Annotated in this window: 18 protein-coding genes and 1 other annotated feature; of the genes, 10 read left to right on the forward strand and 8 right to left on the reverse strand. The window is 42.5% G+C overall.

Going from position 1 to position 23,116, the window contains the following annotated elements; genetic code table 11:
- Window positions 1–101: 101 nt before the first annotated feature.
- Both MHH46_RS18690 and MHH46_RS18695 read left to right on the forward strand, forming a co-directional pair.
- Window positions 102–752, forward strand: coding sequence for an NUDIX domain-containing protein (locus tag MHH46_RS18690; RefSeq protein ID WP_076190947.1), 651 nt, complete (start codon window positions 102–104; stop codon window positions 750–752).
- The gene (locus tag MHH46_RS18695; protein ID WP_076129818.1) at window positions 749–1,294 is read left to right on the forward strand and encodes a GNAT family N-acetyltransferase; all 546 of its coding nucleotides are present in this window, start codon (window positions 749–751) and stop codon (window positions 1,292–1,294) included. The genes MHH46_RS18690 and MHH46_RS18695 overlap by 4 nt, the downstream gene beginning before the upstream one ends.
- A gap of 49 nt (window positions 1,295–1,343) precedes the next feature.
- Here MHH46_RS18695 and MHH46_RS18700 read toward each other — a convergent pair whose 3' ends face one another.
- Window positions 1,344–3,419 carry a beta-galactosidase gene (locus MHH46_RS18700; protein ID WP_076190944.1) on the reverse strand — a complete coding sequence of 692 codons (2,076 nt, stop codon included), beginning with the start codon at window positions 3,417–3,419 and terminating at the stop codon, window positions 1,344–1,346.
- Between the two features lie 155 nt (window positions 3,420–3,574).
- Here MHH46_RS18700 and MHH46_RS18705 point away from each other — a divergent pair, with 155 nt between their 5' ends.
- The 5 genes from MHH46_RS18705 to MHH46_RS18725 all read left to right on the forward strand — a co-directional run bounded on the left by MHH46_RS18705 (window position 3,575) and on the right by MHH46_RS18725 (window position 8,066).
- Window positions 3,575–4,480 carry an AraC family transcriptional regulator gene (locus MHH46_RS18705; protein ID WP_256717180.1) on the forward strand — a complete coding sequence of 302 codons (906 nt, stop codon included), beginning with the start codon at window positions 3,575–3,577 and terminating at the stop codon, window positions 4,478–4,480.
- A 68-nt stretch (window positions 4,481–4,548) separates the two neighbouring features.
- The gene (locus MHH46_RS18710; protein ID WP_076190941.1) at window positions 4,549–5,421 is read left to right on the forward strand and encodes a glycoside hydrolase family 43 protein; all 873 of its coding nucleotides are present in this window, start codon (window positions 4,549–4,551) and stop codon (window positions 5,419–5,421) included.
- Between the two features lie 20 nt (window positions 5,422–5,441).
- Window positions 5,442–6,428, forward strand: coding sequence for a phosphotransferase enzyme family protein (locus MHH46_RS18715; RefSeq protein ID WP_076190938.1), 987 nt, complete (start codon window positions 5,442–5,444; stop codon window positions 6,426–6,428).
- A 187-nt stretch (window positions 6,429–6,615) separates the two neighbouring features.
- Window positions 6,616–7,353 carry a glycosyltransferase family 2 protein gene (locus MHH46_RS18720; RefSeq protein ID WP_076190936.1) on the forward strand — a complete coding sequence of 246 codons (738 nt, stop codon included), beginning with the start codon at window positions 6,616–6,618 and terminating at the stop codon, window positions 7,351–7,353.
- Between the two features lie 56 nt (window positions 7,354–7,409).
- Window positions 7,410–8,066 (forward strand): glycosyltransferase family A protein, encoded by a 657-nt coding sequence (locus tag MHH46_RS18725; protein WP_340393919.1) that lies wholly within the window; start codon window positions 7,410–7,412, stop codon window positions 8,064–8,066.
- Window positions 8,067–8,166: 100 nt separating this feature from the next.
- Here MHH46_RS18725 and MHH46_RS18730 read toward each other — a convergent pair whose 3' ends face one another.
- Window positions 8,167–9,777 (reverse strand): S-layer homology domain-containing protein, encoded by a 1,611-nt coding sequence (locus MHH46_RS18730; protein WP_081387788.1) that lies wholly within the window; start codon window positions 9,775–9,777, stop codon window positions 8,167–8,169.
- A 94-nt stretch (window positions 9,778–9,871) separates the two neighbouring features.
- Window positions 9,872–11,305, reverse strand: a complete 1,434-nt coding sequence (locus MHH46_RS18735) for an MDR family MFS transporter (RefSeq protein WP_076129812.1) — start codon at window positions 11,303–11,305, stop codon at window positions 9,872–9,874.
- 231 nt (window positions 11,306–11,536) lie between these two features.
- Between MHH46_RS18735 and MHH46_RS18740 the strand changes: the two genes are divergently transcribed.
- Window positions 11,537–12,241, forward strand: a complete 705-nt coding sequence (locus MHH46_RS18740; protein ID WP_076129811.1) for a TetR/AcrR family transcriptional regulator — start codon at window positions 11,537–11,539, stop codon at window positions 12,239–12,241.
- 85 nt (window positions 12,242–12,326) lie between these two features.
- Here the strand turns inward: MHH46_RS18740 and MHH46_RS18745 are convergent, their stop codons facing one another.
- From MHH46_RS18745 to MHH46_RS18760, 4 genes are all read right to left on the reverse strand, one after another.
- The gene (locus tag MHH46_RS18745; protein WP_076129810.1) at window positions 12,327–13,928 is read right to left on the reverse strand and encodes a hypothetical protein; all 1,602 of its coding nucleotides are present in this window, start codon (window positions 13,926–13,928) and stop codon (window positions 12,327–12,329) included.
- Window positions 13,921–14,634: an ABC transporter ATP-binding protein gene (locus MHH46_RS18750; protein WP_036688363.1), complete on the reverse strand. Its 714-nt coding sequence runs from the start codon at window positions 14,632–14,634 to the stop codon at window positions 13,921–13,923. The genes MHH46_RS18745 and MHH46_RS18750 overlap by 8 nt, the downstream gene beginning before the upstream one ends.
- A gap of 1,386 nt (window positions 14,635–16,020) precedes the next feature.
- A complete protein-coding gene (locus MHH46_RS18755; protein ID WP_076127898.1) occupies window positions 16,021–17,760 on the reverse strand; it encodes an ABC transporter ATP-binding protein in 1,740 nt (579 codons plus the stop codon).
- Window positions 17,757–19,493, reverse strand: coding sequence for an ABC transporter ATP-binding protein (locus MHH46_RS18760; protein ID WP_076127896.1), 1,737 nt, complete (start codon window positions 19,491–19,493; stop codon window positions 17,757–17,759). Before MHH46_RS18760 ends, MHH46_RS18755 begins: the two co-directional genes overlap by 4 nt.
- A gap of 150 nt (window positions 19,494–19,643) precedes the next feature.
- On the opposite strand from MHH46_RS18760, the gene MHH46_RS18765 reads away from it, so the two are divergent.
- Complete coding sequence (locus MHH46_RS18765) at window positions 19,644–20,513, forward strand: LysR family transcriptional regulator (protein ID WP_076179895.1); 870 nt, start codon at window positions 19,644–19,646, stop codon at window positions 20,511–20,513.
- Between the two features lie 9 nt (window positions 20,514–20,522).
- Here MHH46_RS18765 and metG read toward each other — a convergent pair whose 3' ends face one another.
- Window positions 20,523–22,169, reverse strand: coding sequence for a methionine--tRNA ligase (gene metG / locus MHH46_RS18770; RefSeq protein WP_076190930.1), 1,647 nt, complete (start codon window positions 22,167–22,169; stop codon window positions 20,523–20,525).
- Between the two features lie 42 nt (window positions 22,170–22,211).
- Window positions 22,212–22,473 (reverse strand) — a binding site (T-box leader).
- Between the two features lie 125 nt (window positions 22,474–22,598).
- Between metG and MHH46_RS18775 the strand changes: the two genes are divergently transcribed.
- Window positions 22,599–23,063, forward strand: coding sequence for a DUF4362 domain-containing protein (locus MHH46_RS18775; protein WP_076190927.1), 465 nt, complete (start codon window positions 22,599–22,601; stop codon window positions 23,061–23,063).
- The last annotated feature ends 53 nt before the right edge of the window (window positions 23,064–23,116 follow it).

Here is a 23,116-nt window from a genome sequence, read left to right on the forward strand (position 1 = left end):
TTCTTAACGATGTCAATAAAAATCACTTGGGGACATTAAGCAATTCGATCGTTTTTATGATAGGCTTTAAGCAGTAGATATTTTCACAAAGGAGCTTTTCTATGCATAATGAGATACTTACTATATTTGATGAAGCGGGTCACCGAATCGGTACAGCTCCACGGGCAGAAGTACATCGGTTAGGACATTGGCACGAGACCTTCCACTGCTGGTTTATAAGCAAAACCCAAGAAATCCCCTATATTTATTTACAGCTTCGTAGTGAACAGAAACAAGATTATGCAGGATTGCTGGACATCACGGCCGCTGGACATTTGCTGACACACGAAACGGTAGAGGACGGGATTCGCGAGGTTCAAGAAGAACTCGGTTTGGAGCTAGCTTTTGATGAGCTGATTCCCTTAGGTACAATTCCTTACAGTATGATCAAAGAAAATCTTATCGATAAAGAACGAGCGCATGTTTTTGTTTATAACAATCCTTATCCTCTGGACGATTTTAAGCTGCAAGAAGAAGAGGTTGCAGGAATAGTTATCACAAAGTTTGCCGACTTCCGAAGCTTTTGGCAAGGAGAAATACATAGTCTACAAATCAATGGTTTCAAAGTGGATTCAAACGGACAAAAAATCAACATTCAACAAAGTGTGGATCGGACTCATTTTGTGCCTCATGAAGCAGCTTATTTCACTCGGATCATTGAGGGCATCGAAGCAATAATTCTAACATCACCCATCGTCACGGAGGACATATGATCATTAATCCTCAAACATTTACAGTGAATGGAATCCAATACAGCATTAGATCTGCGGCCTCTCATGATGCTAAAGTGTTATCTGAATTAAGGGTGCGGATCGATGGAGAAACCGAGAATTTAGATCGGGAACCAGGCGAAGCCTTTATTGACGAAAAAGGGTTTGAACAGCTTATTCAAGCCGATTCTGAGAAAAATAATAACCTTTTTCTAGTCGCAGTAGTTGATAATCAAATCGTTGCGTTCTCCAGATGCGAAGGTTATCCCTTAAAAAGATTTGCTCATAAAGTAGAATTTGGAGTATGTGTGCTGCAGGATTATTGGGGATATGGTATTGGAAAAAATCTTCTCGCCGAATCGATTGCCTGGGCTGACACTAATGGTATTCAAAAGATCACCCTAAATGTGCTGGAAACGAACACCAACGCTATTAAGCTATATCAAAAGCTTGGCTTTGAAATTGAAGGGATTTTAAAGAAAGATAAACTTCTATCGGACGGCAAATTGTATAACACCATTATGATGGGAAGAGTTAAGAACTGATTCTATTCAAAAAAAAGGCAGAACCTGAAACTCAGGTCCTGCCTTTTTATTATACTAATGCTTTACGCTTCAACATCGCAAGTCCATTCACCGCTAGATTCAATAGGGCCGGAGCTGAAAGACCTGTTTCCAAGTCTGTGTATTCCGCTCCATCCAGCTCTACCGTTTGCGGACTGCCGCTGAAATTTTGCACAAAAACATAATCACTTTCGCCATCTGTGCGAAGTTGTGCAGTCACACCTGCTGGAAGCTCACTATCCATCGCACGGGTAATTCCTGCCTTAGATGTGATCGCTGCGTATAGCTCAACATAGAACGAAGTGTCTTTCACACGGGTAGCAAGATGGTACGCATTTCCTTCACCAAAACGATTGACTGTAAGCGCTGGACGGCCCGCATAGAAATCGTTGCGATAATGCCCCAAAGCCTCTGCACCTTCCAAATGAATCAGCTCGGCTATCTCATGCGCATCGTAGTCACCGCTTAGCTTAAGTTTATTACCTACCTCCATTACTAACCCGTTCAGATCACGGCTGTGCAGCCCTTCTGTCTCCTCTGCCCAAATCCCCAGTGTTCTGCGCAGTGGACCAGGGAATCCTCCCAGATGACATAAATCCGTTTCGTTAACTACTCCTGACCAATAGGTTGCGAGGAAAGTGCCGCCTTGCTCCACATATTTCTCAATGCGCTTTCCATTCTCTTCACTAATCAGATATAACATAGGGGCAACAACCAGCTTGTAGGCAGACAGATCATCTCCAGAGCCTATAATATCAACTGGAATGCCCAGCTCCCAAAGTGCACGATAATGCTGTAGCACCGTCTCCTCATAACGTAATCCGGAATTACGGATGCCTTGCGCATCCTTTATCGCCCAGCGGTTGTCCCAATCGAAAATAATCGCCGTCTGCGCCGGAGTGGACGTACCCACTACTTCCGTCATTCCCGCCAGCGTCTTTCCTACTTCCGCTACATCTTGGAATACTCGAGTCTCGGAGTGGCCACTGTGGTCTACAACTGCGCCGTGGAACTTCTCACTTGATCCGCGGCTTTTGCGCCATTGAAAATACTGCACAGAATCCGAACCATGCGCTACCGCTTGCAAGGAAGACAGCTTGTGCATTCCGGGACGTTTCAGCTTACTGACCGATTGCCAGTTCGTAAGGGATGGCGTGCTTTCCATCAGCAGGAACGGTTTCTTTTTAAAAGAGCGCATTAAGTCGTAGTGCATCGCCGTCCATGCTGCCAATCTAGTATCGTCACCGTCTTCGGTATAATGCCAGTCTGGATAAGCGTCCCATGAGACCACATCCAGGATTTTGGCCAGCTCGCGGTAATCAATGCCATCGATCATATGCATATTCGTCGTGATAGGCAGCTCTGGATTGTAAGGACGAACCGTATTGATCTCGTGCTGGCAGAAATCAATTGTCCGTTCACTAACAAAACGCCGCCAGTCAAGATTCAAGCCGTGTACTTGTGTCTCACCATGTGGAGCTGGGGATTCAATCTGTGACCATGAAGTGTAGGTATGGCTCCAAAAAGTAGCCCACCAAGCATGATTCACCTCATCCAAACTGTTATTATATTTCACCTTCAACCATTCTCTAAAAGCATCCTGGCAGAGCTCGCAGTGACACTCCCCACCGAACTCATTCGAAATATGCCAACCGATAATGGCTGGATGCTGGCTGTACCGTTCCGCTAGCTTTGCATTCAGAATTGCAGTTTTCTCCCGGTACACTGGTGAGGTAAAGCAATGGTTATGACGGAAGCCATGCAAATTGTGAACACGGTTACGCTCCACTCTTAAGACTTCTGGATATTTTTGCGACATCCATGCTGGTCGGGCACCACTTGGCGTTGCCAAGATAGCGTAAATCCCATTCGCTGCAAAAGAATCAAGTACACCATCCAACCATTCGAAAGTGAACACACCCTCTTCAGGTTCAAGAGATACCCACGAAAAAATGCCTACGGACATGACATTGCAGCCCGCCAGCTTCATTAATCGGATATCCTCACGCAATACTTCCGGATATTTCAGCCATTGTTCAGGATTATAATCAGCACCGTGCAGCATGACACCAGCTTTACTGCTTATCGGGGAATGTTTTTTATTCATTGTGTACGATCATCCTCTCAATTCTGCCCATTTATAGAATGGGACTATTCTCTGATGATAGGCTAGAAGCGTAAGCTATCTTATTCAGGAATCATCATTTATACTATTTATAATATAAGAAAAGTCATTTCAATCAGTAGGAATATAGTCTCGAAGTGATAGCACAAAATGAAGATGAGGTGATAAACCTGCTGCCTTTTTCTCTGATTGAATTACCACGCGACTCTGGAATGTTGCCCCTATCCCCCTACTCTGTAGGTCGCCATATCCAATTCCATCATGTGCGCCCAGCAGGATTTCCTGTGTATCAAATCTTTTTAATACGGACCGGAACCGGGTTATTTCGTGATCTGGAAAGTGGCACAGAAATCATACTGGAACCGGGGATGGCTTTTGCCTTCCCGCCCGATCGTGGTCATGAATATTATCCTACCTCTCATGAACCGTGGCATGTTGGCTTTATCGGCTTTCAAGGCAGTCAAGCTCATGGATTGCTGGAAGCGCTTGAACTGCTCCCTTCTGTTCCTTATCGAACGGATCGTTTTGAACAATGCTGGGAAGAAATCGGCCAAATCTGGCATACGGTGAATTCTCCTGCCCCCAATCGGCAGGACGAGATGTGGATGCAAGAGTTGTCTATCACACTCTATAGACTGCTCTTGATGCTGCGCCCTGCCAAGAAATCAGAAGGCTCCGGTAATCGTCTAGCCTTCGAGTCGGTCCGAAATAAAGCCCTAACTATAGCCGTCGGGCTGATCAACGAACATTACACAGAACCGCTTCTGATCTCCAATCTTGCAGCAGCAGTCGGGTACTCTGTGCAGCATTTCCAGCGTTTATTCGTGCAGGAATATGGGGTCACTCCGCATAAGTATTTGCAGAATCTGCGGCTGGAGCGGGCGCTGCAATTAATGACGGAGGATGTGGAGATTCCCGTTCAAGATATAGCGCTTCAGCTGGGCATGGAGACTAATTATTTTATACGTGTCTTCCGAAAAAACTACGGCTGTACACCCGGAGTAATGAAAATACGTTTGCTACAAGACGAGCAAATGAAGTAACGCTTCCAAGCCTAAAGAAGATATTGTAAAATTAAGCAGATGATAGCTTGTAAATTGGGGGCACCTTAATGAAAACATTATCTGATATTAACTTTAGAGATCCCTATATCCTATCTGTGCCTGAACTTGAACAATACTATTTATTTGGCACAGATGGCCTAACAGCTTGGAGTGGCGCACCTCACGGCTTCGATGTATATATCAGCTCAGATCTTCAGGAATGGTCCGGGCCCATTGCTGCTTTTCGTCCAGATGCTGATTTTTGGGCTGATCATCATTTCTGGGCACCAGAGGTTCACCGCTACAACGGAAAATATTATATGTTCGCTTCTTTTAAAAGAAATGGCGTTCCACGGGGGACACAAATATTAAGCGCGGAAACACCTGAGGGTCCTTATCTCCCTATCAGTAATCATCCGATTACCCCTGCTTCTTGGGAGTGCCTTGACGGAACGTTATATGTAGATAAAGAAGACAAACCTTGGATGATCTTTTGCCGTGAATGGATTGAAGTGACGGATGGAGAAATGTATGCCGTTCGGCTGAAGGAGGATTTAAGTGCTACTATTGGCGAACCTATGCTGCTTTTCCAGGCTTCACAAGCTCCTTGGACGGTAGGCGGCAAAGAAGGGCAATACGTAACTGACGGTCCTTTTATGCATCAGACTAGCAGTGGTGAGCTGCTTATGTTGTGGTCTAGCAGTGGAGCTAGTGGTTATGCCATGGGTATAACCCGATCCGTCAGCGGTGACATTAGTGGACCTTGGCAACATGATCCTGAGCTTCTTTATGCCAAAGATGGCGGACATGGAATGTTGTTTCGTGATTTGACGGGCAGACTTATGCTGGCCATTCATGCCCCAAATCTCAACCCACAAGAACGGCCGCTGCTTATTAAGGTCCAGGAAAGCTCCAGAACGATTTCGATAAAATCATTGTAATGTAGAACGGAGTAGAACCCTTGGAACAAAAGATTAAGTCCTTATTTAATGACCAGATTGTAAGTGCTGCCTGCACGAAATACGGTATCCCCATAGATGAGCTAAGCTTCATTGGCGGATTTCAAAATTTTGTTTATGAATATCAACTTAGCAATCATCAATATATTCTAAGATTTACTCATAGCTCGCTGCGCAGTATGGAATTGTTAACGGCTGAACTTGAATGGATTCTATACCTAGCAGATCATGGCGTTTCCGTATCAAGACCCGTAGGTTCTCTTCTGGGTAATCTAGTTGAGCAAATAGAGATTGGTGATTCATACTTTATGGTATCTTCCTTTGAAAAAGCACAAGGGAAACGAATAGGTTACCCAGACTGCCTGAAGGATCTAGACCTCTATGAGCAGTGTGGCATGATCACTGGACAAATGCACAGATTGGCAAAATCTTATAAACCACAGTCCAAAAGACAGGCGTGGCATCAGAACTACTACCTGCAGAATGTAACGAAGTTTATTCCTCCATCCCAAAGTGGTGTTTTGGAAAGCTGTAAGGCGCTTATGGATCAACTAAAGCATCTCGACGCTAATATAAATACCTATGGTCTCATCCATGGGGATATCAATGTAGGCAACTTTTTGGTCGACAATGGCAAGCTGACCTTGTTTGATTTTGATGAAGCTCAGTACAGCTGGTTTGTAGAAGATATCGCCATTCAACTGTATTATCTAGTCTACGTTTACGGGGATGATAGTATGGAGGACAGGCAGCTTCAATGTCAGCGTTTTATGGAGCATTTTCTAAAAGGCTACGTTAAAGAGAACAGTATTTCAGAAAATGAGCTGAAGCTAATTCCTCTTTTTCTTCGATTAAGAGAGATTATTGTTTATACAGGGATGTACCGGAGTTTTGATATGTCTAACCTAGATGATTGGACCAAAGATTATTTAACGCAGAGTAAGGCGAGAATCGAGAATAGCGTATCCATCATTGAATCTTATTTCTGAACAAACATCCAAAGCGTTTCATATGAATTGTCTCTCTTACAAAACCCACAGCTATCACTGTGGGTTTTGTGTTCTTTAAACAAGTCCATTTTTGCTTTTAAGAGGTTGATATGCCGTTACTCTATCCTAACTTGGACATATCGTATTATGAGACTTTTCCCAAAAATGCATATGAGGGGTTGGTTAAATGAGTGCTGTACCTCACAACAAAGCGAAGCAACAAGGTGTTTCCATTATTACCTGTACCAATCGCCATAATTATTTAAACAACCTACTCCAAAATTTCAGCAGACAAAGATATGCAAATAAAGAACTTATCATTATTATCAATAATAATAAAATTCCACTTCCCCCCTACCAAACCTTAGCTAAAAAACACAAAAATATTAAGATATATCGTAAACCTGAACAGCAATCCCTCGGTTCATGCTTAAACTATGCCGTAACAAAATGCAAATATCATACCATCGCCAAATTTGATGACGACGATTATTATGCCCCTTATTATTTGACGGAAAGTATTCTGACCTTAAAAAGAACTAAAGCTGATATCCTAGGAAAACGGGCTCACTATATGTATTTACTAGGTTCAAAGACTTTGATTCTTCGTTTCGCAAATGATGAACACCGAATGGTTACCCATCTCCCTGGCGCTACGCTCGTCTTCAAACGAAAAGTATTCGATCATGTGAAATTTCCTAATAAAAACGTAGGTGAAGATGATCTCTTTTGCAGCAGAAGCAAAAAGAAAGGTTATAAGGTTTATTCTGCAAGTAAAAATAACTTCGTTGCCATACGTAGAAAAAACTCTTCAAAACATACATGGATCATCAGTGATAGTACACTAATAGCTAACCATAAGATCATCCGGAATATTAAAAACTACAGGAATTTTGTTGGACGCCGTCCAAAGATTTCGTTATGAAATTAACTGCTGAATCTACTTCATCTGCTGTGTCTATTCTAACTTGTACAAAACGAATGGATTGTATTAAAACAATATTTGATAACTATCAACGACAGAATTTCAAATCTAAAGAGCTTATCGTGATCATTAATAATGATAGCTTGAAAATAGAAGACTATATACATGCTGCAAAAAAACATAAAAACGTACGGATCTATAAACTACCAGAATATCGTTCACTGGGGTTTTGTCTGAATTTTGGTGTGCACTTAGCGAATTATAGTTGTATCGCTAAATTTGATGACGACGATTATTACTCTGCCAACTATTTAACGGATAGTATGAACATCCTCCATAAAACTAAAGCTGATATCGTTGGAAAACGAGCTCACTATATGTATTTAACTGATAAGAAGCTACTTTTGCTTCGTTATCTTCATATGGAAAATAAACAGGTAACCAATGTTCAGGGTGCGACCCTACTCGTAAAACGAAATGTCTTCCAGCAGATTTCCTTTCCAGATTGGAATAAAGGTGAATGCGTTAAGTTTTGTGCGGATTGTGCTGCACAGGGCTTTAAGATCTATGCAGGAAATAAGTATAACTTCGCTGCGATTCGTAGAAAAAACTCCAAAGATCACACTTGGGTCGTTAGCGACAAGAAACTTCTAGCTCAAAATGTTAAAGTTCTAAACGTGAAAAACTTCAAAAAATACGTAACGCGAGGCTGATTTAATCAATCTAATTCTACCAGCTATGCATTAATAACCCTATAAAAAGACTGGACAGCAATATAGCTAAGCGGCTATTCGCATCCAGTCTTTCATATTTTTAAAAAGTATAATCGTAAAATTTCTCTGCATTCCTTAAGCTGGACCATACATCAGAGCTTTCTCCGCCTATATACCAATAAGCTACTCCAGCAAGTTTTTTAGTAACCGCTAAGTTGTATTTTGTTATTAATGAACGCCCATCCTCAATCCAGATCGTATGTTTTATAGCTTGTTTCGAGTAGCCCGCGACATATTGTCCCAGCGAAGGATTCCACACGGGTCTCGATGCATAGCTGCTGATAATCTGATTTTGCTCCGGAAGCGTAATATATTGAGAGGATAAAACCGTCCCCTTCTGGTTCAATGTCCAATCCCGATTATATAAGGGCAATGCCAATATAACTTTTTGACTAGGTACAACTTTTAGGATTGTATTCACAGCCTTTTGATCATAAGAAAGCGAGGCATTGGACCCCGGAACTTGACTCCCGTCATAATGCTCATCATAACCCATCATCACCATATAATTCACTTGCTTGCCTAGGGCAGCATAGTCAAAAGCTTCTGTCCAATCCGTTCCAAGATCAGGAGATACATCCATCGACAGGATAACATCGAGCGAATGCATTTTCTCGGCTAATAAAGTAATAAACGAAGTCAAATACACACGATCTTCGGCCGCTACATTTTCAAAATCTATATTTAGTCCATCTAATCCATATTTACTCACTAAAGCAGCTAACTGATTAACTGCCGTATTCCTTGCGGTTGTACTCAACAGCATCTGATGCGTCGCTTCTTGATCCGATCGATTGCCAACCATCGCCCAGACTTGCTTCTTATTATTTTTTGCCCAAGTCACCAGCGAGGCGTCTGTCGAATCCGTTACTGCCCCTGTTTTCCCAACATAATACCAACGTGGTGATAATGTGTTGACGTTCGATTGCAGAACATGATTCTCAAATTGTGCCGTCGTGAGACCATACTGCCAGCCTATAACAATACGTTTGTCCGGATTACTTTCCAGCTCTGCCGCCCAGCTTGTATGTTGCAGCACCCGATCCATCAGCACTGCCGTCTCTTGCCTTGTTATCGGGTCCGTGGGCCGAAAATTTCCGCTATTATCGCCCTTCATTAATCCGCGATCATTAACCTTAGCTACAGCAGCACTTGCCCAGCTAGCAATTTGTTGCCGATCCTTAAAATTAGTTTGTGCGGCAGTTGCAGTGTTTGTTTGCTTTAGAGCTTTGGCTATCCACACAGCCGCTTCCTGCCGAGTGACTGCTTTTGCGGGTGCAAAAGTAGTTGCCGAAGTGCCGTTCGCCAGTTCAAGCTGAACCGCAGCCTGAATCCAGCCGTAATACCAAGCGCTTTTGGCTACGTCGGTATAAGGAGATACCGGACTCAACGCTGGATCAAGCTTCAACAGTCGATCAAGAACTGTTATAAATTCAGCTCTAGTAATCGATTGAGTAGGTGAAAATTTAGTATTCGAGGTGCCAGTTAATATATTCCGGTTATATAAATCTATGATTTCTTTTTTTGCATAACTAGTGTTTATATCCTCAAAAGGAACCCCGTTATCGGCCGATATATGCTGAATAAATACTCCGGCGGCTAGCACGACAGCGAGGGTTATTATAGTAAATCTAGCAAATATATTTTTCACGGGTTAAGAGATTCCCCCTTGGTTATCAATCTTTGAATTATACCAAGGATACAATCAATAAACATCGCTAAAATATTGGTAGAGTACGATAGGATCAGCTCTTCGGATTACGCAAAAAGAGACTAAGAACCACACCACACAGCGCCAAGCCCAATGAAACTAGGAACGTGTCGTGGAATCCTGCAACCATAGCCGCTGAGGGTAGTTTCTGATTCCCTTGACTCATATGTGTAGCTATATTGGAAGTCAATAAGCCCGACATTATAGCGACAGCAAAGGAACCCACAATTTGTTGCGCAGAGGCAGTAAGTGGGGTAACACGGCTGATCAGATCCTTCGGAGCGGCCTTAAGCACATGTGTACCGAGCTGCATAGTAGTTAATCCTTGGCCAAGTCCCATAATGGCAAAATAACTGATCATAACGTATACACTTGTATCATTTTGTAAACGTGACAAGAGAAAGAGTCCGGTGGACAGCAGCACAAGTCCAGAGAACACAACGGGCCGAGCTCCATACTTATCAAATAACTTTCCTCCAATAATCATGCCAGCAAAGGATATTAATGCTTGGGGAATAACTAAAAGCCCCGATTCAAAGGAAGAAAAACCTCTGACCTGCTGCAAAAAAATTGGAATTAACAGAATCGAACCAAATAAGGCGAACTGATTAATCCAGGTCAAAATCATACCTTTACTAAATTCTAGAGATCGAAAAGAGCGAAGTTCCAATAACGGTTCTTTTTGGCGCAATTCCACGAAAATAAACAAGGCTAAAGCAATGAAGCTGAACGCAAGAGATATAATCGTTATACGATCCCCCCAGCCATCTACTCCCCCTCTATGCACCCCAAATACCAAGCTGGAGAAGGCGAGCGGTGATAAAATCACACCCCAAATATCCAATTTAGCTTTATTCCCCTTCTCTATTACCGGAAGAAATTTCACTCCAACAATCATTGCAATAATGCCAATGGGAACATTAATCAGAAAAATCCAGTGCCAGCTGGCATATTCCAACAGCCATCCTGACAGTACAGGACCAAGAACAGGCGCAATTAACATCGGTAGTCCAAGCAATCCCATGATTGAACCTCTTTTATCGGGAGGTGCGATTTTGAATGACATAGCCATACCAATTGGAGCAATCATCCCTCCGCCTAATCCCTGCAAAATACGAAAGATTATCAGCTCTGTTGTGGATTGTGCCATAGAGCATAATAAAGAACCTATGGTAAACAATACGATCGAAGCTAAAAAAACACGTTTGGCAGTGAACTTATCCGAGAACCAACCGGCCAATGGGATAATTACGGATAAAGCCAGCGTATAACCCGTAATGGCCCACTGTATTGTTTTTAGGCTGGCATCAAAGGTTTTTTCAAGCTGCGGGATCGCTACATTCATAATTGTACTGTCGAGCATAACCAGCAGCATTCCTGTTATAAGTGCCAGTATTACGGGAAGTATTGCTTTTATAGAAAATTCTTTGGTGACTGGTTGGGATTGTTCCACTTGAAGATTACTCATGGGTCTATACACATCCTTTTTAATTTTTACTAATAAAATTGCTAACTGCTTCCTCCTTTTTTAAAAAAATCGCACCTTTAAACTAACGGTGTAAGATTAATATAGCACCCGTTTATTTGCTTGTAAATAAAAATATCTAACACTGTAAGATAAAGCAGTAATCTAACGATGGTAGACCAGCCATTCATCTTCGCTTATGATAAAGAAAGACAGTAACAGGAGGTCGTTTCGATGAGAATCAAAAATCTGCAAATCACTGAACAAGATATAATAAAAGCTTCTTGGGTGCTGTTGGATGATATCGGCATAGAGGCATTTAGTATGCGTAAATTAGCAGAACTACTAAAAATACAAGCCGCCTCTCTGTATTGGCATTTTAAGAGTAAACAGAGCATTTTCCAGACTCTTGCTAATGAGGTCGCCAAAGAAGCCCTCGAAACTGCGAATCTCGAAGGTGCTTGGCAAGAACAGTTATTTAATTTTGTAGACCGAATTCGTGGGGTTTTACATAAGTATCCTTGCTCGGCTCAGCTGATGATGAGAACCTTGCCTTCTGAACCTAATTATCTATCTTTACTGAATACTTTGCTTCAGATCGTGGATCATCTTCCTTTAAGCGATAGTGATAAATTCTCCTTGATTGCATGCGTGTTAAACTATGTAATCTCATTCGAATTGGACAAATATGAGCAGGATCGAATAGACTTAGCCATGAAAAATGAACCTAATGGAGATGCTAGAGTGGTTTTTAAACAATCGCTTGAGCACTTATCCGGGGATGGACCTAATGTTATAAAACGAATGTACGAAAACAATATTTTTAATGAAATTGGCTCCGATAAGATGTTCTATACAGGTCTAAAAATAATGGTGGGCGGAATTGAACAGTTAGCTAATGAGCGACAAGAACAACAAGAACAACAAGAGCGACGGTAGAACTTAGGGATTTTTCACGAAAATAAATCTTGCACAAAAAAAGGGCATCCCAGCAGCCAATTTCGGCTTTTGGAATGCCCTTTTTTTAAAGAGCCCGAAATAAAAATTCTCCTGTGGACTGGATGTATCTATACATCACTCCACACGCCACTAATATCACCACACCAATACCTAACATAACGAGATCACCATTTAGATCAGATAAAAGAAAACTCAAACCAAATGGAATCAGCAAGCTGATAAATCCTATAATCATCGCTACAAGGACCGAAGCACTTTGTTTAATTACAGAGACTTCATTGGTCCACTCCAGTTTAGGAAGCTTCAAGTTTACGATCACACCTACCATTGCGGTAAGACAAGCGTATAGGACGGGGATTATTAGCAATAACAAGCTCTCCATCCAGCCAGTGCCCAGAGAAATCATAAGAAGCACACTACTAACAATCACAATCGGCACAGTAATGGTGAGATTCACTGCGATTTTACTTAATAATATAGTTTTTGTCGGAACGGGAGCGCTTTTTAAAATCCAAATATGGTTACCTTCAAGCGAAATCGAACTCGAGGTCGTACAGCTTAATGCTACAAAGAAGGAAACAAATAGTGGCGCCAATCTGCTTAGATAATTAGAGAGTTCTGGTATCTCAATAATCTTTCCTAATTGCTCTGAGCTAACAAACAGTAAGGTGATCGCCATGACAAGTAGCATTACCATACCAATACTTGTATTTAGCACATATATAGAAGAACTGAAATAGCGGCGCAGCTCTTTTTTATACAATGTGTAAAGCGGTGAAGAGACTGCAAGTGACCTCATTTGATACTTATTCTTTGAGTAAGACGTCGTAAGGCCTGTGTGTATTGCTTTATATTTGCTGCCAAGAATAAGGGTAAACAGCATAAAAGAAAGTAATGAAATTCCTATAAATAATAGTAAAGGAGCTACCTGATACGAGCAGACAGCATCTACATACATGACCGTCAAAGGATATAAGTTAAAGATTTGATCGGCAATTTGTGTGCTCATATCTGCAATTAACTGCGGGTCATTCCCATTCATTTGGCTTGAACCCAAAATAATAACAATGATTACGGCAAAAGTCAGAATGAGACTTATTAAACGACTTCCTTTAAACCGTGAGGAGATCCAACTAATCAATGCCCCAATAATCGTTGCAGCAATGATCGGCACTAATGGGATAAATAGCAGCGTTATCATGAAAAATAAATAATACACTACTGCCGGATTTACCTTTATAGCATAAACTACACCTGCTGGCACCATCACCATCAATGAGAACAGTATATTCAGCACGTAGAGCTGAACTACACGGCTTGCTACGATATGGCTCGTTTTGATAGGCAGCGACATTACGAGATCGTAATCTTTGGAGCCAAATAATACCCCACTCGCCTTATAGATCGTTGTAAAAAATCCAATCAAGCATGTAACAGCCATCATAATCGCAAGCAGCAGCTCTGGACGGCCTATCTGTTCAAGGGTCTCTGCTATCATGAAGCTATATCCAAACGAAACCACTGCCATCATGACTATCCCTATTAAGATACCGATGCTCAGCAAAAGCATTTTTCGTCTTTCTTTCATATCTCGTGTATGCAAAGCTTTATTTAACCCAAAGGATGAGATTAGCTGAATTTTCGTCAATCTCCAGATATTAATCATGTTTTATCAACTCCAAAAACACATCTTCAAGGCTGCTGTCACCCTTCACCTCTTCTGTTTTCCCATGAGTGATCAATTCACCCGCTTTGATAATGGCGATCTTATTGCAGAGCTTCTCGGCCACGTCCAGTACATGCGTCGAAAAAAAGATCGCACTGCCCTGGCTGCAAATCTCCGCCATAATTCTCTTGAGCGTGTGTGCCGCTTTTGGATCAAGTCCCACAAAGGGTTCATCCAGAACTAGCAGCTTCGGTTTATGAATAAGCGCAGAGATAATCGCGAGTTTCTGTTTCATACCATGAGAATACGCGGAGATCAAATCCCCCAGATTAGAGGTAATCTCAAATTCATCGCTATATTTCTTTATCAGTAACTCCCGATCCGCTTTCGATACGCTAAAAAGATCACCAATAAAATTCAAGTACTGAATGCCCGTCAGATGATCGTATAAATCCGGATTATCTGGAATATACGCAGTAATCGCTTTGCAGGCTAAGGGATCTTTTTTAATGGAGTACCCACCAATCTCGATATCCCCCTCCTCAAAATCTAAAACTCCGACCACTGCTCGGATAGTCGTTGTTTTCCCTGCACCGTTATGACCGATAAAGCCGTAGATGTCACCTTTTTCGACCACCAAATTCAGATCATTTACTGCCTTCTTGCCACCCTTATAGCTTTTGGTAAAATGTTTGATTGTCAACATCTTGCCACTCCCCTTCCAATCTCATAACACTCTCAATATGCCATATTTACTGTAGCTTCGTCGTCTTCAATATACGTTTCTTATAATACGTTTAGCCCGTCCAGATAGTTCATTCGTTTGCAAATATTTTATTTTGAGATTTTCACCTCTAACGGGTGGGATAAAATTACGATTAAGTGCAACACGGTCCGTAAGGACAAACAAACTACTTTGGGGACGGTGAGATAGTTAACTTTGGAACGCTAAGCGAACTACTTTCTAATCATTCTACTCCGGATCAGAAGCAATCTACCTTTGGTAGTGGCAGCCATTGCTACGTATCGGACCGAGGCGCCCTTATTTCGCAAATTCACGCTCTTTTCCACCCCGTTCGGACTCAGATGCAGCTATTGTGCCACATCCGCTCCTTTTTGCTGCAAAATCAGGCGAATAAGTGCTATGCAGTCCGTTACTTTGAAAAAAGGCACCAAAAACATCATTTAGCTGCAATACGGTCCGCAAGGCTAAACAAACTACTTTGGAACGGTAAACAAATTACTTTAGTGACGATGAGCTAACTACTTTGGAACGCTAAGCAAACGACTTTCTAAGCATTCTACTCCAGAACAGAAGCAATCTACCTTTGGTGGTGGCTGCCATTGCAACGTATCGGACCGAGGCGCCCTTATTTCGCAAATTCACGCTCTTTTCCACTCCGTTCGGACTCAGATGCAGCTATTGTGCCATATCCACTCCTTTTTCCTGCAAATTCAGCCGAATAAGTGCTATGCAGTCCGTTACCTCGAAAAAAGGCGCCAAAAACACAATTTAGCTGCAATACGGTCCGCAAGGCTAAAAAAACTACTTTGGAACGCTAAACAAATTACTTTAGTGACGATGAGCTAACTACTTTGGAACGCTAAGCAAACGACTTTCTAAGCATTCTACTCCAGAACAGAAGCAATCTACCTTTGGTGGTGGCTGCCATTACTATGTATCGGACCGAGGCGCCCTTATTTCAAAATTCATGCCCTTTTCCACATCGTTCGGACTCAGATGCAGCTATTGTGCCATATCCGCTCCTTTTTGCTGCAAAATCAGACGAATAAGTGCTATGCAGTCCGTTACTTTGAAAAAAGGCACCAAAAACACCATTTAGCTGCAATACGGTCCGTAACGGTAAACAAATACTTTGGAATGATAAGCAAATTACTTTGGTGACGATGTGATAGCTATTTTGGAACGGTAAGCAAATTACTTTGGTGACGATGTGATAGCTACTTTGGAACGTTAAGCAAACTACTTTGGTGACGGCGGGCTACACCCAAACCAAACAAAACTAACTCAACCAAAAAAAGCATTCACCCCCAATTTAGGGATTGAATGCTCTTTTTCTTAATGCAAAGTCTAAGCTGATGCGAACTGACTGTTATATAATCTGGCGTAATATCCACCGCTGGCTAGGAGTTGGTCATGCGTGCCACTTTCGACAATGTCTCCGTCCTTCATGAAAAGAATGAGATCCGATTCTCGAATCGTTGACAAACGGTGAGCAATTACAAAGCTGGTCCGACCAGCGATCATTTTTAGAAAAGCCTTCTGAATCCGTACCTCAGTCAGCGTATCAATACTGCTGGTGGCTTCATCCAAAATGAGCATAGGCGGATCTACGAGCATCACTCGTGCTATGGTAAGCAGCTGCTTTTGTCCTTGCGACAAATTATCTCCTGAGCCACTGATCTTTGTATCATATCCCTCAGGCAGGCGTTTAATGAAGCTATGAGCATTTGCAGCTTTAGCAGCAGCGATGACCTCTTCTTCGGTAGCCTCAGGTTTGCCGTAGGCAATGTTTTCTCTAATTGTGCCGCCAAACAGCCAGGTGTCCTGCAACACCATCCCGAAATTACGCCGCAGACTGTCACGGGTAATCGTCTTGATATCCACGCCGTCAATCTTGATGGAACCCTTATCCACATCATAAAAACGCATAAGCAGATTAACCAGTGTGGTCTTCCCCGCTCCCGTCTGCCCTACAATTGCAACCCGGGTACCTGGTTTCACTTCCAGACTGAAATCATTAATCAGAGGACGTTCAGGATTATAAGCAAAGGATACTTTTTCAAAGGTAATCGTCCCTTGGCTTGTATTCATAATTTTGGCGTCTGTTGCATCCGCTGGTTCAGGCGAGAGGTCTAGAATGGCGAAGATCCGCTGCGCTGATGCCGTTGCCGATTGAAGCTGCGTAATCACACCTGTAATTTCATTAAACGGCTTAGCGAACAAGTTAGAGAAGATCAAAAAGCTGGACAAATCCCCTACCGTCACAAGCCCGCGAATCACCATAACACTACCGATCATCGCGATAACAGAGAAGGTAATATTATTTACTAACCGTGTTGTCGGATTGGACAAGGAACCGTAAAATTGTGATTTCACGCCAGTCTGGTACAGAGTCTCGTTTCGTTCTTCAAACTGGGTCAGTGCACGGTCTTCATAATGATAAGCTGTGACCACTTTTTGTCCGCCAATCATTTCCTCCACGTATCCGTTGAGACCGCCCAGAATTTTAGCCTGCTCCTTAAACATCTTCTGGGAGCGCATCGTAATGAATCTTGCCACAAAAAATGTAACGGGTGCTGACAGAAGAACAACTAGGGTCATTAAAGGACTAATGTACAACATAAGTACAATTGCCCCCACGATAGTGATGATCCCCGTGAGCAGTGTTGAGAAGCCTTGCAGCAGTCCATCAGAGACCGCATCCATGTCATTAACAAACCGGCTGATGCTGTCCCCTTGCGGGTGGTTATCGTGAAATTTTAACGGCAAAACATTTAATTTATCAAAAAGCTCCCGCCGTAAGTCATATACAGTCCGATAGGCAATTCGATTAGTCAGGTAGGTAAGAAGCCATCCGAAAAAGCTGCCGACAATATACACCCCTGCCAGAATCAAAAGCAGTCTAAGTACGGCATCAAAATCAACCTCTCCCGGCCCGATCATAAAATCGATGGCGCTGCCGATGAGCAGCGGGCCAATTAGACTGGCAATCACACTGAGTATTGCGCAGATTACTACACCTATAGCTATTTTTTTATAATGCCCTGTGTATACAATAAGTCTTTTCCAAATGTTATTTTTGTTCATTGGCCCGACTCCTCACTTGATAGCTGGGACAGGCAGATTTCTTTATACTCTTCACAACCACGCATCAGCTCCTCATGGGTTCCGACACCGGCGATCCGCCCTTCCTCAAATACCATTATTTTATCCGCTTGCCTTACAGTGCTTACCCTCTGCGAGACAAGGAGTACGGTCATTTCCTGGCTGCTCTCTTTGAGAGCCTTTCGAAGTGCCGCATCTGTGGAGAAATCCAGCGCACTGGAGGAGTCATCCAAAATAAGAATCGATGGCTTTCCTACTACTGCACGAGCTATGGTTAAGCGCTGCTTTTGTCCACCGGATAAATTTAATCCCCCACGAGATACTTGCGTATTCAACCCTTCGGGTAATTTACGTATAAACTCCTCCGCTTGAGCAATAGAGGCTGCCTGCATGATTTCTTCCTCAGTTGCATCTTCCTTGCCCCAACGTATATTCTCAGCGATCGTTCCTGTAAACAGCACAGCTTTCTGCGGTACAATCCCGATCTTCTCACGAAGCTGATGCAGCTTATAATCTCGGACATTCACACCATCCACTTTTACTTCACCTTGCACCGCATCATAAAAACGAGGGATCAAATTCACAAAAGTAGACTTACCTGAACCCGTACTGCCAATCAGGCCCACGGTCTCTCCGCGATTAATTACTAGAGATATATCCTCTAATGCCGATTCACCTGTCGTATTATACCCAAAGGATACGTGATCGAATTGTATAGCAGGGGCAGCATGGTCAGGTTCAGCAATCACAGCATTTCCTTCCTCAGACACGGAGACCTTAACACCCAGCACTTCATTTACACGATTAGCTGAGGATGAGGCTTTGGTAAAAATAATGACCAAGTTGGAGACCACTATCAGCGCCAGCAAGATTTGAGTGATGTAATTGATGAAGGCAATGATCTCCCCTTGAGACAATCGGCCCCCATCGATATGAATTCCGCCTACCCACAAAATAGCAATGATCGCCGCATTTACTACAAGTGTAGTCATCGGCCCAAGCAAAGCAGAAATCCGCGAAACCCGGATCGCTGTAGTAGTCAAATCATCGGATGAAGCATCAAAACGTTCTTTTTCTGTACGTCTTTTGGCAAAAGCACGAATCACTCGAATCCCCGATAAATTCTCACTCAGTACGAGCGCAAGGGCATCCAGCTTCTGCTGGTATTTTCGGTACAAAGGAGCACTACGGGTGATAATAAAATATAAAATAATGCCAAAAATCGGTGTTGCCGCAATTAGAATCAGCGATAATCTAAAATCCAAAATCATGGACATTAGGATAGCCCCGATACAGATAAACGGTGCACGAATAACTAGACGAATTAGCATAGCCACAGCAATTTGCAGCTGGTTTACGTCATTGGTAATCCGATTAATCAGTGTAGGTGTACCTAAGGTATCCAGCTCAGCATACGACAAAGATGTGATATGTCTAAACATCTTATTGCGTAGTGTCGTACCGAATCCCTGTGAAGCCCGGGCTGCATAGTATTGGCATACCATGGAGCAGCCGAAGCCAAGCAGTGACATCAGCACCATTAGGCCACCCATGCGGTAAACATAGGCGCTGTCATGATTGCCAACCCCGTTGTTGATGATCAATGCGACAATGGTAGGCAAAATCAGCTCCAGAATCGCTTCCATCAGTTTGAAGATTGGTCCAATGATCGCTTCTTTTTTGTACGGCTTTAAATATACTGCAATTTTGAACAAATTCATCCACACCCAACATAAGAAGTATTTAACCACTTGAAATATGTATAAGAACAGTTATGATTATGGCATATCTACTCACATATTAATAATATTGGATTCGTATCGCTCCCATACGATTAGCATATCTCAAGTTCGGAGGATTTTTATATGGATATTAGACAACTTAAATATTTTATGGCGATAGCTGAGGAAGGACAGATTACATCTGCAGCCAAAAAACTGCAAATGGCCCAGCCTCCGCTGAGCCAGCAGCTAAAGCTCCTAGAGGAAGAACTCGGTGTAAAGCTAGTGGAACGAGGTCCACGCAGCGTGCAGCTCACTGAAGCTGGAGCTATTTTGCGGGACCGTGCCCAACAAATTCTGGAGCTGGCAGATTCCACTGCCCGTGAGCTCACTGATTTTGTCAAAGGTTTAAAAGGAACCCTAGCCATTGGTACAGTTTCCTCCTCTGGAGCTACGTTGCTTCAAGATCGGCTATGTGAGTTCCACAAAACGTATAAAGGTGTGAAATTTGAGATTCATGAAGGAAATACCTTTAGAATCATTGACCTCCTGAATAAAGGTATTGTCGAAGTCGGAATTGTTAGGACACCCTTTAATGGTACAAATTTAGAATGTCTTTACACACAAGCTGAACCTATGATTGCCGTAATGACACCTGAGTATGACTGGAAAACGGATGAAACCTTTATTGAGATCGGTGAGCTAAAGGATAAGCCGCTTATTATCTACCGCCGTTTTGAGCAGCTTATCCGGGAAACATGTCTTGAGAACGGCTTTGATCCGCTGATTTTCTGTATGAATGATGATGCTAGAACAACACTGCTCTGGGCAAACGCTGGTCTTGGCATTGGAATCATCCCCAAATCCGCTTTCGAATTAACGAGTAACCGTAATTTGGTATATAAAGAAATCAGTAGTGAATCACTACGCACGCGGGTCGCCGCCGTCTGGATTAAGGATAAATACTTATCATCATTGGCTTCCAAGTTTATTGAAAGCTTCAGGAATGGATAAATACCAGCTCTATTTATTCACTTGCTGTTGATCTAGCCTATCCTCTTCTTCTTTAATACGGCTAATATCAATTCGTTCAAACAATAATTGTAAATCAGTAACCTGTTGGTAAGGGGGCACCGAGCAAGGCTGCCAATTCGGTAGTTCTAACGACAGGAACCCCCTGATCTTGTCACAAGAGAACGGCAGAAACGGATGCAACAAATTCGCTAAGTTCGCAATAATCTGCACACATGTGTATATTGCAGAATCACAAGAAACCTGATCCTCTTTTATCTGTATCCATGGTTTTTGCAGATCGAAATACTGGTTTGCCTTGCGCACATAAGAAAAAATAAACTCCAGCGCATCTTTTAGATTCCCAGCCTCAATAAGCCGTCCTGATTCCAGATACAAGAGGTCGATATTGTCCTTCCACCCCTTATCTAATTGCCCATTTGGCACTTTCCCTTCATAAAACTTATCTACAAAAGCCAATGAACGGTTCACAAAGTTACCAAATGCTCCAAGCAGCTCTCCATTATGGCTATAAATAAACTCTCTCCAGGAAAAATCCGTGTCCCGCTTCTCAGGTCCATTGGCAATTAAGAAATAACGAATAGAATCTGGCTGATACCGCTCTAAAATATCAGGTACCCAGACCGCCCAATTTCGGCTAGTGGAGAATTTCTGCCCTTCAAGGGTTAAATATTCGCTAGATATAATCCTGTCCGGTAAATGCAGACCTCCTGCTCCTAATAACACAGCCGGCCATATTAAAGTGTGAAAAGGAATATTGTCTTTACCATGCACATAATAAGCGGTAATCGCCCCTTTTTCCTCTAACCAAAAATCCTCCCAGCTTCCTCCGGACTGTGCAGCCCACTGCTTACTGGCTGATAAATAACCACTTACCGCCTCAATCCAAACATAAATTTTTTTATCTTCAAATCCAGCCACAGGAACATCTACACCCCAAGACAAGTCTCTTGTTACCGCGCGGTCCTGCAGCTCTTCTTGTAAATAACGTTTGGTCAGTTTTATAGCGTTTTCTCTCCAAAATTGTGCTTCCTCTACATATTCCGTTAATTCAGACTGAAAATTAGATAAGCTAAGATAATAATGTTCTGTCGGCCTTTCTGTTGGTGTATTCCCACATAATTTGCAGACTCTGTCTAACAAATCGGCAGGATCTAGAATCGTAGAACAATAATCACATTGATCCCCTCGCGCCCGCTCACCACATACCGGACAAGTCCCTTCCACATATCTGTCTGGCAAAAAGCGCTGATCCACCTCGCAGTAACATTGCGCAATGGTTTTTTTATATAAATGACCATTCTCTAGCAGCTTTGTAAACAACGCTTGCACAACCTTATGATGCTGCTGTTGATCCGTTCGAGTATATAGATCATAACTAAATCCCAGCTGTTCAAAACACTTCAGAAACTCTTCATGATATCTGCTTGCAAAAGCTCCCGGCGTAATCCCTTCATTCGCAGCCTGAACTGCTACGGGTGTGCCATGGCAATCACTGCCTGATACATATAATACGTTATCCCCTTTGGAGCGAAAATATCGTGCCAGCACATCCCCAGGCAACACACTTGATAATCTCCCCAGATGTAAAGATCCATTCGCATACGGCCAAGCGCCACCTATAAACACATTACTCATTAACCTTCTCCTCCTTTTTTAGACAACAAAAAACTCCCATCCACAAAGGACGAGAGTTCTACTCACGTGTTACCACCTAATTTTATAAATGCCTCATGACATTTACCTCTTCAGGTACGACGTTAATTAACGTTTATACCCTAGCACTGTAACGGATGCAGGTTCCGGCGCAGCCTACAACCCATAAGGTTTCGATGCGCAGCTCTGAGACCATATTCCCAAGGGTTTTCTTTACTCCTTTTCAGCGACCGGAGCTCTCTGTTGAAAGAATTGCCGTGGTACTCTTTCTCTTCTTTGCTTTTACATATTCAAGTTAGAGAAAATAATACTCAATTTGTTGTTTATTGTCAATGTGAAACATCAAGCTCTCTGTAACTTTTCCAGTTAATCTCCGTCTTTTATATAAATACGTTACAAGGAGGTCCCTCAGTGAAAAAAGTAAATTTGCTAACACTCTCTGTTCTTTTACTAGCAGGAGTATGGGGTTGTTCCGATCATAAAGTTAATTCTGTTCCCAAAAGTGAACCCTATACTTCCAAAGAAGCCATCAGTAGAGGGGATATTGTTTCTTTTGAAAAAGTGTACAACCTCGATAAATTCGAGAAATTTATAACTAATCTCTCCAGCAAAAAAGCAGACAATATACGCGTTACAAGTTACACAGATGAAGGCGATCCCATATTTAAGGATTTAAAATTTGACGGTAACGTGATTAATTACAGCTATGATACTTCTAATGATGCATTCGGTGGAAGCAACACAGGAGTCAGAACCGATACCTGCTCCGAAGTGACTAGTAAAAAAAGCACACAAGGTGAAATTATCTATTCGATCAGCGGTTGCACAAATAATGCCTCTGAAATTGATTACTACCTTTTTCGCACAACAAAATGAAATACTGAAATAAAAAAGACCACCCAATCATAATACAATTGGATGGTCTCTGT

This window comes from Paenibacillus sp. FSL H8-0175 (genome assembly GCF_045040615.1).
Lineage (GTDB): Bacteria > Bacillota > Bacilli > Paenibacillales > Paenibacillaceae > Paenibacillus_AQ > Paenibacillus_AQ odorifer.

Excerpts from the sequence above, each read along its gene's own strand:
- MHH46_RS18690 (WP_076190947.1), top strand. The coding sequence starts at position 102 with ATGCATAATGAGATACTTACTATATTTGATGAAGCGGGTCACCGAATC.
- MHH46_RS18695 (WP_076129818.1), top strand. The coding sequence starts at position 749 with ATGATCATTAATCCTCAAACATTTACAGTGAATGGAATCCAATACAGC.
- MHH46_RS18700 (WP_076190944.1), bottom strand. The coding sequence starts at position 3,419 with ATGAATAAAAAACATTCCCCGATAAGCAGTAAAGCTGGTGTCATGCTG.
- MHH46_RS18710 (WP_076190941.1), top strand. The coding sequence starts at position 4,549 with ATGAAAACATTATCTGATATTAACTTTAGAGATCCCTATATCCTATCT.
- MHH46_RS18720 (WP_076190936.1), top strand. The coding sequence starts at position 6,616 with ATGAGTGCTGTACCTCACAACAAAGCGAAGCAACAAGGTGTTTCCATT.
- MHH46_RS18725 (WP_340393919.1), top strand. The coding sequence starts at position 7,410 with ATGGATTGTATTAAAACAATATTTGATAACTATCAACGACAGAATTTC.
- MHH46_RS18735 (WP_076129812.1), bottom strand. The coding sequence starts at position 11,305 with ATGAGTAATCTTCAAGTGGAACAATCCCAACCAGTCACCAAAGAATTT.
- MHH46_RS18740 (WP_076129811.1), top strand. The coding sequence starts at position 11,537 with ATGAGAATCAAAAATCTGCAAATCACTGAACAAGATATAATAAAAGCT.
- MHH46_RS18745 (WP_076129810.1), bottom strand. The coding sequence starts at position 13,928 with ATGATTAATATCTGGAGATTGACGAAAATTCAGCTAATCTCATCCTTT.
- MHH46_RS18750 (WP_036688363.1), bottom strand. The coding sequence starts at position 14,634 with ATGTTGACAATCAAACATTTTACCAAAAGCTATAAGGGTGGCAAGAAG.
- MHH46_RS18755 (WP_076127898.1), bottom strand. The coding sequence starts at position 17,760 with ATGAACAAAAATAACATTTGGAAAAGACTTATTGTATACACAGGGCAT.
- MHH46_RS18765 (WP_076179895.1), top strand. The coding sequence starts at position 19,644 with ATGGATATTAGACAACTTAAATATTTTATGGCGATAGCTGAGGAAGGA.
- metG (WP_076190930.1), bottom strand. The coding sequence starts at position 22,169 with ATGAGTAATGTGTTTATAGGTGGCGCTTGGCCGTATGCGAATGGATCT.